The organism is Bradyrhizobium sp. UFLA05-125 (genome assembly GCF_059803515.1).
This window is the reverse complement of sequence record NZ_JBANBJ010000055.1, coordinates 34,538-46,756: the sequence shown is the minus strand read 5'-3', so window position 1 is coordinate 46,756 and position 12,219 is coordinate 34,538. Positions and strand designations below refer to the sequence as shown.

Genomic DNA, 12,219 nt, shown 5'->3' with positions numbered 1-12,219 from the left:
CCGCAAGTAGCTCTGGCCGGACGTTCAAAGATCACGCTTTGATTCCGGGCCGCACCAACCCGGCCGTATCAAGGCAAAGGCCTGCGGGGCGTTGCGCGACCTTGACCCATCGGCTTGGCGCGGTGAGGCGGTGCACTTAAGCCGAGCGGCCGTTCCGGCGGGCCAGCTATGCTGGCGTCCCAAGAACATAAGGTTGTTACGAAGGTCGGCATCACTGACGCCCGATCCGGGATGGTTTTTTCCGACCTCCGCAAGTAGCTCTGGCCGGACGTTCAAAGATCACGCTTTGATTCCGGGCCGCACCAACCCGGCCGTATCAAGGCAAAAGGCCTGCGGGCGTTGCGCGACCTTGACCCATCGGCTTGGCGCGGTGAGGCGGTGCGCTTAAGCCGAGCGGCCGTTCCGGCGGGCCAGCTATGCTGGCGTCCCAAGAACATAAGGTTGTCATGCCGGGTAGCGAATTCAGTCTGGCCTTTGGTGTTCCACGGAACGTCGCGCGGCCTTCAATATCTCCTCCGCACCTTGCTGAAGAAGTTTATGCCCGAGACTTCTGCCTATTGCGTCGGCTTGATCGGCAAGACCCACGCTTTCATTGGCAATCTTCGTTTGGCCGTCCGGATGGGTCACCTGTCCTCGAAGTGTTAATGTCCCGGCGAGCCATGTGGCAGAGACCCCGACGGGTAGGCTGCAACCCGCATCGAGACTTCTCATTAATGCGCGCTCTGCATCCACTTCGGTGCGCGATTGCCGATCTTCAATCTTTTGAAGCAGCGCTATGAGTGCCGTATCCTCTTCGCGAGCTTCGGCCGCGAGAGCACCTTGGCCGACTGCATACGGGAAAACATGCGCGTCTAAAATCTGTGAGGTCTCATGTAGCAATCCTAGCCGGGACAACCCCGCCGCTGCCAAAAGAGTCGCGTCTATTCCCTCTCGGTTCTTTGCCTTACGCAGCCTTGGAGAAACGTTCCCTCGGATGGGTCGAATATCCAGACCACTGCATAGAGCGAGAAGTTGAGCCTTGCGACGAATTGATCCAGTGCCGACGCGCAGCCCCGGTCGTAGCTGATCTAGTGTAACGCCGCATATCGCGTCGCGAGGATCCTCTCTTTTGGGAACGGCCGCCAAGACCAAGCCGGGCTGTAACTTTGTCGGAAGATCTTTGAGGGAATGAACGACCAGGTCAACTTCGTCGCGCAGAAGCGTGTCTTCACTCTCCTTCGTGAATGCTCCAATGCCGCCAATCTGCTGAAATCCTGACCGTCGATCTTTATCGCCAAGGGAACTGACGAAGACCATTTGTACCTTAGCGGCCGGTTCCACGCTACGAATAAGATCGGCGACGTGATTGGCTTGCCAGCGGGCTAAATCACTTCGCCTGGTACCGATCCGGATTTCCACGATCAAACCTCTTGCTTCTTGAGTAGTTCGCCAACCTCTAGTGCTGCTAAGTTGCATGGAGTTTGCATCTTCGGATACGAGTGCACCGAATGCGACCGTGCATCCTTTCAGGTCGAAGGTGTCGAAATGAAACGCCGCACGTGAGCTGCCATCACCTGTTTTCATAACGGAACGATAAAGGTCGTGGAACTGTGATCGAAATATCGTGTGCGGCATCACATTAAACGAAGGGGTGCCCCCGGTCGTCGAGGAGCCAAAGCCCCTGGATTAGATCGCGTCGCTCTCTGGTCGCCTCGACGCAGTGTGTCACGAAGGCGTATATTCGTCCTGTTTTTCGGATGTCCGGATAGGTCAGTAGCCACAGCTCATCGTTGAGCTCGTATCTCGGAATGCGCATTCGAATGGATTCATAGACGTGGAATCCCACGGCACACCGACATAGGCGGTTTCCTTGCCGTTTACTGCGGCCGCAATTACCTCGTTGCTTTGCATATCGAACCTCCTGGCTTCTCAGTCCGGCATCGCGTCTCGAGTGGCGACACTGAAAGTTTCGGTGCGCCGATGCCTTGGAGAATGACCTTGCAACGTCCGCGACGGAAATCACCTCTGGCCATAGTGTCGATACACGATCGTTATTACCGCCCCCGCCACGTGACGCCGTAACGAGGAATGCCACCAGCCGATTCTGCAGAGATTCCCGTCGCCGCCCTCAGACCAATTCGAGGTTGCGCGTACCAACGCGACGTCGTCGCCGGTGGCGGACCGAGTAAGAGAGGGAAAGACATCGTCATTTTGCAGATGCGCTGGATGCCCACAGAGAAACTCGGAATGCAGAATTGCGTTACATGGGTAACGATCAAACTGTTCTTGCACACTCAGGACTGGCGGTGGCACGAAGCCAAGTCTCCCGACCGCCACTCGTTCCGAGCTGACCCGGACGAGTTACGTCGCCTCTAGGCACATCAGCGAAGTGGCCATATGCCTTGTCGAGGTCTGGTTAGCGAGGTACGGCGCACTAGATGTGGTCACACTGATTCTTCGCATTTTAGACCCTATGCGGAAGTGTGGCTTTAGCCGGGAGCGCCATAAACCTTGGTATCGTTCTTTGCCCCCTTATGATGCCCGACGGTTACCTAGGTTCAATTGAGCCGCTGATCGCGATCGTCCTACGCTGCGTGCGTTTTAAAAGCGCACAAGCTCATGAAATGCGACGGTGAAAAAGAGGACTTAACAGCGAGGAAGGAGACTCCAATGCCCGGCTTTTCGGAAAGTCTTAAATCTGGCAGAGCCGCGCGATGTGCAGTTTGTGATGGCAAGTTTGGTCTCGTCCGGCATTACTCGTGGCGAACCCCGCTTTGCTCCAAGAAGTGCGTCGATCGCTTCAGAGTTCGCAGGGAAAGTGACCGCGATTGGGTGGGCTGGCTCCAAATCGCCTTCAACCAGCCGCCCGAGAACCCTGCGAGGGCTTCATGACATTGCAGATTTCACGACGAGGCAAGCAATATCTAGAAACGGCACGGACTTTGCTCCGCGCTGCCAGAACTATGACGGACTTGGCGATTGCTGATCGGCTTAAGACCCTTGCCGACGGCCACCAGCGGCGGTCTCAGAACGCGTCGCATGATGCGGATGGTTAGATTTCCCGACTGCACAGAGAGATTCCGGAATCGGGTGTGAGATGAACAATCACATTTGGTATGCAACGCTTATTGTATTCGCCGTCATGGCGCCGACTTCTACAATTGGCCGCGCCCGCGCCCACGATTATCAGCATCCTGAGTTGAACAGTTGGTATGAGAGCCTGCACAGCGGCAATGGGCCCTGCTGCGATGGCAGCGATGCGAAGCGCGTTGATGATGCCGATTGGGAAACTAAGGATGGCCACTATCGCGTACGCATTGATGGCGAGTGGGTTGATGTTCCGAGCGACGCTGTCGTGGATGGACCGAACCGCGCTGGCCGTACGATGGTTTGGCCTTACAACCTAAATGGTCACCCCAAGGCGCGCTGCTTCATGCCGGGGAGCATGGGCTGAGCGCGAGTCGAAGGCCGATCCGCCCACTAGCTCCAACTCGTCTGATGCCGCGTGTTGCAATGCATAAGGAGGCGTCAATTGACAACTGGACGATGGAATAGCCGCAACAGGATCACCAAAGTGATTCGCGAGCAAATCCTGTATGCTTATCTAGGCGATCCCATCAAAGGAACCGAACTTGCGATGAGCAAGGGACTATCGGCCGCATACGCCTACAAGCTTGCTTATGAGCGCGGGTTATTGCCGACACGCAATGAGAATCTGCTTGGGCGCAGCCATTCAGCGAGATTGGAATCAACATGATTGTCCTCACTCCAGAGATAAAGGCAATGCCGGGAGGCCGTCAGGGCCGAGTGTGGCTCGGGGATCTCCCAACGCCGGCTAGCGGATCGTGTTTCAGTGAAGGCGATAACCACAGTTCAGCGCGGTCTAAACCGTAGGAGCGGCATCATGGTCAACGAGAGCGGCGCGTTGGCGTGCGTCACCTCGATTGGTCTAAGGGCGGCAACGGGAATCTCTGCAGAAGCGGCTGGTGGCTTTCCTCGCTACGGCATCACGTGGCGGGGCGGCAATAACGTCGTCTGTGGACCCTATGGCGAGAGGTGATTTCCGTCGCGGGCGTTGCAACGTCCTTCTCCAAGGCATTGTCGTACCGAAGCTTTCAGTGCCGCCACTCGAGACGCGATGCCGGGCTGAGAAGCCAGGAGGTTCGATATGCAAAGCAACGACGTAAGTGCAGCTGAGTAAATGGCAAGGAGGCGGCCTATGTCGGTTTGCCGTGAGAAGATGCCTACCGATACACACACGCGATCATGGTTGGCCACACGATCCATGTCTCCGGGGAGCTTAGCTACGACGAGAGGCGGAACCTGATCGCGCTTGCGTCTCTCGATGAATCCGTCAAGCCGGCTGAGTTCTCGATGAGGGAACAGCGGATGCGGGCGACTACGCCGATGCCGTCAAGCGATTGGCGCGCTTCGGCAACGTTGGACAACGTCGCCGAGGAGACGCTCTATGTCCTCGATGTCGACGCCGCATTCGTTCGCGGCGGGCAAAGTTCGCAAGGAGGCCGACGGCACGGCAAGACCTCAGTGTGCAAGTAACGTGACCGGTGTGCCAAGGCCGGCCTTTCCTGAATAGCTCATCGAAATCACCTTCAAGACAATGCTAGTCGGAGCAGAAGCGAGGGGCAAAACGGCAGCATCAGGCCCTTCTTGAGTTCGTCCGGATATCGTAGCCATGCCGCCGAGATCATGAACGAAGGTTGTCGACGGATGGGACACGGTAGCGAGATCGACCTGGTGCGGCGCTTTGCAGTGCGAGCGCTCGATCCGAAGCCAAGGATGGGCGTCCTTTCTTAGCCCACAATCCCGCGAGCATTCGGACGACGACATCAATGGTGCCCCCGGAATGCCATGTACCGTCATCTTCTGAGCGCTCGTAAGGAAGCAGAACCGCTCGCACTTCCCGAGTGCTCAGGGACGAACACAAACGTCGCGACCCACGACGTCGCCGCCTTCAACCCGCTGCGGGCGTGTTCAACCCCAAACGCGCGAACGGCTCGTCAGGCGCGTTAAAGACTGAGGTCGTTAGCAGGACGGCGGCAGCGAGGACCCAGTAGTACCAGGCGTCGAGCCCGAAGAATTTGAAAGCAAACGGGGCGACGACAAACACCACGCCGATGGCGCGATCGACCCTAAGGTGCAGCCAGTAGGGAATGATGCGGACGAGCCCGGTGGGATGGTCGGTCAGGGCGGCCAAGAATAGCGCCGCGACACCGACAACAACCGAAAGCCACATTGCGACGGGCCCGCTCTGGCCGAGCTTCAGCACAAACGGCGCTGCTATCAAGAGGATCGCGACGGGATAGTCGACTAAATAGGCGTGGATAGACTTGGTGATGAAGCGGAACGACATCAGTGACTCCTACGTGCTTGGTTGCCCGAACGGTCCTCGCGACGCGTCGAGTGCAGCCACCCAAGACGACGATCACGCCGCCCTATGCTGGCAAGCACGCCGTACAAACCGCCACGGGTCAGCCCGGTTAGACGCACAGAAGCCTATGCCGATACGCCAACCATTGGAAATGCCTGGTCGTTATTGTTTCCATTCCACTCACCCGTCGCCATGGAAGTGGGTTAGTGTGGCGCTGAGCGTCCGGCAGTCCGAGAGCGGAGTGAACTTCAGGCGCACGAGGCGACGATGCTTCAGTGTCTGGCTCTCGACGTCAGGAAAGGCTGGGAAGATCGCCCGGACCGCGCCACACGTCATCCGCGTCATTCCCGGCCACACACACAGGTTCGCGACGGTTGACCTTGTTCTTGGGCGACACGATAGTCCGGACTCGACTCCCTGAAATTATGAGGCTTTTTCGTCGCTTGCGAGCGGTGACTTAAGACAGCGCGCCAACTTTCGCGTTCTCATAAGCGCTGCGGAGTCTTCGACAATGTATCGATGCCGCTTCATGATTTCGCAATTCGATACCCTTGCCGGTGCAGGAGAGCGTCACATTCGAGACCTCGCTAGGTCGGCAGAGCACCATGCTATACCAATCAAGCCAGCATTGAACTCCATCACGGGAGCGACGACCGAAACCGTGCTTGCTGCTGCTCTGTCCGAATTGGATGGGCCTAAGCCTCGCGGAAATGAGACGAGTCAATTCAAGAGGCTACGCGTGGCGACTGTAACGGCGTGATGGCCGGGCTTTTCCCGGCCATCCACGACTTCGTGCCCGCGACAAACTCGAGGCGGGACCGGGGCCCGTGATTTAGATCAAGGAGCTTGCGCCTTGTGGGTCAGCCTTACGAACATTGTCCTTGTTCGGGGCAGGGGCAGATGCGTGTCGGAGTTTGTCCAGCGCACTCATCCAGTCGCGAACACGAGCAACCTTGATAAAGGCGTCAAGTGCCGGCGAATACTGTCTCCCCGCCACGGCCAAAAGCTGCACCTCGCGCCGGACGGGGTCGCCCTCAATTGGAATAGCGGCGAGCGACGGCAGCCTGGGGGCGTGTTCTGGCGCCAGGATGGCCCCCAAACCGGCGGATGCCATTTGCTGAAGATGGCACTCCTGAGCGCTCCTGTGGACAACTTTAGGGCCTGGATGGTCAGCAAAACAAGCCTGCTTGAATCGGTCTGCGACGTCACATCCGAGCCGTTCGAGAAACACCGCCTCATGCAAGTCTTGGTGCGGGATAACAGTTTGCATTGCCATCGGATGTTTCCGAGACAGGACGAGCACGTACCGCTCCTCGAACAGCTGCCAACGGTCGATACGCTCGGGTATCTCCATGGCGTCACCGACGAATGCGGCGTTGATCTCGCCATCCAAAAGCATTGCAACGAGCCTGTCGGCATCTGCCTCGTGCAGATCGGCTCGAAAGTCAGGGATGATCCTGGCGAGCTCCAAGAACAATTCCGTGATGAGCGCGGCGGAGACTGACGGCACCAGCCCGATCTTGAGCGGGGCGATTGTCTTTTTTTGATAGCCTTGCGCCTGAAACCGTACCGCCTCCGCGGCGGCAAGTATTTTCTCCATCGTGGGCAAAATCATCTTGCCCAGCTCGGTCAGCTGGGTGAGGTGACGTTCACGGTGAATCAACGCGCCACCGAGTTGTTGCTCCAGCTTGTGTACCGCCTTTGTCAGCGCCGGCTGAGTCACATTGCATTGCTCCGCAGCCCGCGTAAAATTGAGTGTCCTTGCCAGGGCTAGGAAATATCGCACCTGATGAAGCTGCAGCTGCATAACTCATACTCTAAGATTTGCCGTGGTTCGGACCGTTCCAGTTCGTTGCCAAAGTAGGTAGGGGCGATGAAGAAGGTGTATGTCGCGGAGCATCCGGGGAAACAGATATTGCGCGCCAGCTCGGAATTGTCGACCCGCGTTGCGGAAAGTGTTCTCACCGACGCTGTTTCCTATTAACGTCGCGGCTGCGTAGAACATCATAGGCGAGACCAGCTAAATGTCAGGGTTTGCATCGGGATCGGATCAGCCAACGTTTCTCCGCCCGATAAGCGTGGTGTCAGCGAACCACTATGAACCACTAGTCGGTCAGCACACACTCCCGTGATTTCTGCGGTACATGCCATACGCAATGCTCGGAATGATCCTGTCAGAAGAGGCAGCGTGTTGGTGCTCATCCCAACCCGAATACCGTGGAGACGATGTCGAACGTTGACTCCTGCCATTCAACGATCAGCTCGAATGGAGTGATCTCTGCGTATGGTCGAAGAGGTGGAACGTTCCCATTCCGTCCGGGGTAACACTCCACTCCGCAATACCGTCTTAGAGTAGAGAGATCGCGTAAATAGCCTTTCTCCACCGGACGGCGACACGCTGCGCAATTCGACGGAACGACAGGTGTCCTGCGATTGACCAGTACGAATTTCATGGCCGTACTCCCGGATGCTCAAGCTCGTTCTCAGTCTTTCATGTTTGATCACAATCCTGCTGCGCCGCACGGCCAACGAAAATGGAGAAACGAGATCCCCGACATGGAGTGGAAGCGACGTCGATGCGGTGTCCAAGAAGTCTGATCGCCTGGCAAACAATGAACAGGCCGATGCCGAGGCCGTCGCGTCGCGTAGCATCCAGGCGGGTAAAAGGTTCGAAGGCCTTGGACACCCGATCGCCTGGGATGCCTATGCCGTTATCGTACACGTCGATACGGATGAACGGGCCTACGTTGCGGCAGCCAAGCACGATACGGCCACCCGGCTCGGTATATTTTACCGCGTTGCTCACCAGGTTGTGCAGCGCGGCGCTTAGAAGCAGACGGTCGCTTAGTATCAATGCATCTGATGGAACGGAGCGGATGAAGATGCCCTTCTTCAGAGCCGTCTCTTCATTGTCGCGCCGCACCTGCCGGATGACTTGGCCAACGTGCACTGGCGCGAGTCTCGCTTCCTTCGTGCGCTCGCGGAACCGAAGGGCCGTCACTAGCTGCGCCAACTGGTCGTTCAACCGGTCAATCGCATCTTGACTGGATCGAAGGAGTCGCAACTCGGAACTTGTCCGAGGTCCGAGCCCTAGGAGCTCGTTGGCGCTCTGAAGGATCTGCAGGGGTTGACGGAGATCGTGACCGGCTATGGCAAGCAACAGAGTTTCGAAGTTGTGAGCTAGGTGCGGATCGGAGGTCGCAGTCATACTCCAGGTGATTGGCTCGAGGACAACATCGCTTTTCTTTCGCTTCCCACTCCGTTCGGCCGTTTCGATGCAATTGCTCGATTCGCGCATGATGTTCCTCTTTCAGGCGACTAACAGACGTGGTGCAAATGGATCGGCAGTTACAAAGTGCGTCCTAGCCTAAACGACTAATCGTGCCGCGGCTGCCCGGCGCCGCGCTTATGCTTCTCTCGCCATTTCGGGCCGGGGCCGCGCATATAGTGCAGCTCTGGCCGGTACTGTTCGAATGGAAAAGGCGCCAGCCGGCGCCAACGCCGCGCGGTCGTATTGCCTCCGTGCGCCGAATGAGGGGGCGCAAACAATACTCTTAAGACATACGAGGCCAAGAAATCACTCATTTCGAACCTCCCTTTGGTTTACGCGCTGGCGAAGCGTCACGATATCGAGTGGAGAAATCGCAACGGCTGGATGAATGACATCTGCTCCGCGCATTGTGATTTCACCTTTGAGCTTTGGAGCCGGTGTTGCCCCTGCACCCCCACAAGCTAGAGGCGCGCGTCGCAAGGCTCAACTGCACCTGCGGCGGATCGGCGTAGTGGAATTCGTGCGGTCACGAGACCTTTGGTTAGGATGTCGAGACTCTGGTAGCGAAATCGCCTTTCCGGGTCAGCTTGTTCCATCTAGGCCGAGGATGTGTCTGAGCCGCGATTATGAGCGCAACTGCATCCGTTAACGCGGGACGCATGGGAATGAAAGGCGATCGCTCGCAACCAGACACCCTCTCCATTGCGGATGCTACTTGAAGCCAATGACGCGTTTCTACGTGTCGTAGGATATGGCCGTGAAGACTTGGTTTCGGGCCGCGTGCGCTGGACCGAGCTGTCCCCGCGGAATGGCGCGAGCGGGACGTACTCACCCAGGCTGAACTAAACTCAACCGGGATCATCCAGCCTTCGAGAAATAAGTATATTCGGAAAGATGGCATCCGCGTTCTCGTCCTTATTGGCGCCGCGCTGTTCAAATGAAGGATGCGACGAGGGCCTGCATTCGTGCTCGATTTGACAGAGCGCAAGCGCGCCGAGGAAGGCTTACGTCAAAGCGAGCAGCGACACCGCGAAGCACAAGTGGAGCTTGCACACGTTAATCGCGTCACCACGATGGGGCAGCCGACAGCGTCGATTGCCCATGAAATCAAGCAGCCGATCGCAGTGTCAGTTAGCAGTGCCCAAACCGCTTTGCGTTGGCCGAGCAAAGCCGTCAAACCCAGAGGAGATGCGGCAATAGCTCTGTCGTATCCTCGAGGCTGGCAATCGAGCCAGCGATGTCATCGACCGGATTCGCGCCAGCATCAAAAAGCTGCCTCCGCGGAACGACCAGCTGGATATCAACGCAATCATCATCGATGTCCTTGAACTGGCACGGAGCGAAATGCTGCGAAATGGCATCTCGGTGCAGACCGAACTGGCGCAAGGCTTGCCATTCATTTGCGGGGATCGCGTCCAACTGCAACAAGTTATACTCAATATAATCATGAACGCGGTCGGAGCGATGAAAGAAGTGAGAGAAGAATTGCGCGAGCTGCTGATCAGCAACGCCGACGATGGTTCGAGCAACGTCCTCGTCGCGCTCGCAGATTCGGGCCCAGGATTGAGCCCTACGACTCTCAAGCATCTCTTCGACCCGTTCTACACAACCAAGCCTAGCGGCATGGGCATCGGACTGTCGATTGCCGTTCGGTCATAGAAGCCCACGGGGTCGAGTGTGGGCAACAGCGAAGCCGTCCAAAGGGGCGGTCTTTCAATTCACGTTGCCTGTGCCGCCACGCGGCACTTTGTAACGTGGCGCCAAGCCATTCAGGAGCATCAGCCCGCCAGTACATCTATTTCTCTGAGCTGCCGAGCCCGGCCGCGTTTATGGCTTTGCCGATGCATCTGATCATTTCATGTTCATCGAAAGGTTTGCTTAGATAAGCAATGGCGCCCGCATTCATCGCGCGCACCTCAAGAGTCTTATCGGGGAAAGCCGTAAGGAATATGATAGGGATACGACGGCCCTGCGCGATTAAAGCATTCTGCAACTCGACGCCACTCATATTTGGCATCTGAACATCCGAAATCAGGCACGACGTCTCGCTCAGCCAGGGAGATTGCAAAAACTCGGCGGCGGAGGCAAAGTCGTATACTGTGAGTCCAAGCGACATTACAAAGCTGCGCACGACCGAACGCATCAAATCGTCATCGTCCACAATCGAGACGACAGGCGCTTTTGCATGTGCCCGATCCATTACGAGTATACCCGGCGCACGCAGAAGCGTTGGCAAGCCCGAACACAGTGTACGTTCGCATGCTCCAGCGAAAAAGTGCTTGCCGTCCTTGTTGCCGCAGTTGTCCCGCTGCGTGAGGTCCAAGCGATCGGAGCTATCGCGGCTTTGGTTCGGATCCGGAAGATCGCAGCGCGATGTGAATTGGTCCGCTCCAAGACACTCCTCCTTGAGCCTCTTGTACTCGATACAGGCACCGGACGAGAGCAAGATCACATCGGCCAGGGCAGTTGCCCGTTCGGCTGCGCTGCGGGCGATGCGGGGTCATACCTCGGCCTAAAAGGGCGCGCCCGGCACCGAACCCTTAGGTCGATCATCTTTATGGCGGCGCTGCCGAAATCATCTGCTTTCAATTGTAACGCTAATCCGACGCGATCCGACCTGCCACCCGACTTGAGTCGTGTCAGTTAGCCGTTCGGCGTAGAAAATAATACCAACGTATAGAAGCTGGGACTGGTAGAGGTTCCGTTCGCCTTGTTGTCGCCCCCGGCTGCTTCGTTGCGGTGCCGCCCAAGTCGGTGCGTGCGGCCGCATCAACCCCTCGGTAGGGAACCGGACCGTCGCCGACTATCGAAGTTTGCGACAGGCGGGTGTAAGCTTCGGATGGGGGACGACCCTTCAATTCACCGTGCTGCCGACTCATGCGATTTTGTCATGATCAATCGCTCCCATCTACAGCGCCGCGACCCGCCTAAAGCGCACCCCATGGTCTACATAGTCGACGATGATCCTCCCATGCGTGAGACGCTCAGTAGCCTACTTCGATCGATTGGCTTACGGGTTCGACTGTTTGAATCTGCTGCGGAATTGCTACAAAGCGAATTAGAGGACGTTCCTAGTTGTCTGGTTCTCGACATCAGGTTGCCCGGTCTAGGTGGTTTTGACCTTCAAGCTGAATTGGCAAGAGTGAACATTCATATTCCAATTATTTTTTTGACCGGACATGGCGATATCCAGATGTCGGTAAGAGCGATGAAGGCTGGCGCGGTCGACTTCCTCACTAAGCCGTTTCGCGACCAGGATCTCATCGACGCAGTTTCAACGGCACTCGACCGGGATCAGAAGAGGCGCCAACACGAGACGAGCGTTTCTGACATTCAAGCTCTTTTCAAATCCTTGACCGCACGCGAACAACAGGTGATGACCTTCGTGACTGTCGGGCTGGCGAACAAACAGATAGCGGCCGAAATGCGCATTAGCGAGGCTACAGTTAAGCTTTATCGCGGCAACGTCTTGAGAAAGATGGGAGCGAGATCGTTGGCTCATCTGGTGAGAATGGCGGAAACGCTCGGGCTCGGTCCGACAGGTCCGTGACACAGGCGGATGGCGCAACGTCGCTCACCA

Annotated in this window: 8 protein-coding genes; 3 read left to right on the top strand and 5 right to left on the bottom strand. The window is 57.1% G+C overall.

What is annotated here, in order from left to right; genetic code table 11:
• Positions 1–462: 462 nt before the first annotated feature.
• Complete coding sequence (gene hemC, locus SO156_RS33330) at positions 463–1,614, bottom strand: hydroxymethylbilane synthase (protein ID WP_498537724.1); 1,152 nt, start codon at positions 1,612–1,614, stop codon at positions 463–465.
• Between the two features lie 1,462 nt (positions 1,615–3,076).
• Here hemC and SO156_RS33325 point away from each other — a divergent pair.
• Positions 3,077–3,433, top strand: coding sequence for a hypothetical protein (locus SO156_RS33325; RefSeq protein WP_498537723.1), 357 nt, complete (start codon positions 3,077–3,079; stop codon positions 3,431–3,433).
• A gap of 1,518 nt (positions 3,434–4,951) precedes the next feature.
• On the opposite strand, the gene SO156_RS33320 is transcribed toward SO156_RS33325, so the two are convergent.
• The 3 genes from SO156_RS33320 to SO156_RS33310 form a co-directional block, all read right to left on the bottom strand.
• Entirely contained in the window at positions 4,952–5,350 is a 399-nt protein-coding gene (locus SO156_RS33320) for a hypothetical protein (protein ID WP_498537722.1), read from the bottom strand.
• Positions 5,351–6,200: 850 nt separating this feature from the next.
• Positions 6,201–7,175 carry a LysR family transcriptional regulator gene (locus SO156_RS33315; RefSeq protein WP_498537721.1) on the bottom strand — a complete coding sequence of 325 codons (975 nt, stop codon included), beginning with the start codon at positions 7,173–7,175 and terminating at the stop codon, positions 6,201–6,203.
• Between the two features lie 684 nt (positions 7,176–7,859).
• Positions 7,860–8,666: a sensor histidine kinase gene (locus tag SO156_RS33310; protein ID WP_498537720.1), complete on the bottom strand. Its 807-nt coding sequence runs from the start codon at positions 8,664–8,666 to the stop codon at positions 7,860–7,862.
• A gap of 1,317 nt (positions 8,667–9,983) precedes the next feature.
• Between SO156_RS33310 and SO156_RS33305 the strand changes: the two genes are divergently transcribed.
• Positions 9,984–10,298, top strand: coding sequence for a sensor histidine kinase (locus SO156_RS33305; protein ID WP_498537719.1), 315 nt, complete (start codon positions 9,984–9,986; stop codon positions 10,296–10,298).
• 136 nt (positions 10,299–10,434) lie between these two features.
• Here the strand turns inward: SO156_RS33305 and SO156_RS33300 are convergent, their stop codons facing one another.
• Positions 10,435–10,962 (bottom strand): response regulator transcription factor, encoded by a 528-nt coding sequence (locus tag SO156_RS33300; RefSeq protein WP_498537718.1) that lies wholly within the window; start codon positions 10,960–10,962, stop codon positions 10,435–10,437.
• A 567-nt stretch (positions 10,963–11,529) separates the two neighbouring features.
• On the opposite strand from SO156_RS33300, the gene SO156_RS33295 reads away from it, so the two are divergent.
• A complete protein-coding gene (locus SO156_RS33295; RefSeq protein ID WP_498537717.1) occupies positions 11,530–12,189 on the top strand; it encodes a response regulator transcription factor in 660 nt (219 codons plus the stop codon).
• Positions 12,190–12,219 lie beyond the last annotated feature (30 nt).

Bases quoted from the DNA above. Each gene is read 5' to 3' on its own strand.
- hemC (WP_498537724.1), bottom strand. From the start codon at position 1,614: ATGCCGCACACGATATTTCGATCACAGTTCCACGACCTTTATCGTTCC.
- SO156_RS33325 (WP_498537723.1), top strand. From the start codon at position 3,077: ATGAACAATCACATTTGGTATGCAACGCTTATTGTATTCGCCGTCATG.
- SO156_RS33320 (WP_498537722.1), bottom strand. From the start codon at position 5,350: ATGTCGTTCCGCTTCATCACCAAGTCTATCCACGCCTATTTAGTCGAC.
- SO156_RS33315 (WP_498537721.1), bottom strand. From the start codon at position 7,175: ATGCAGCTGCAGCTTCATCAGGTGCGATATTTCCTAGCCCTGGCAAGG.
- SO156_RS33310 (WP_498537720.1), bottom strand. From the start codon at position 8,666: ATGCGCGAATCGAGCAATTGCATCGAAACGGCCGAACGGAGTGGGAAG.
- SO156_RS33305 (WP_498537719.1), top strand. From the start codon at position 9,984: ATGCTGCGAAATGGCATCTCGGTGCAGACCGAACTGGCGCAAGGCTTG.
- SO156_RS33295 (WP_498537717.1), top strand. From the start codon at position 11,530: ATGATCAATCGCTCCCATCTACAGCGCCGCGACCCGCCTAAAGCGCAC.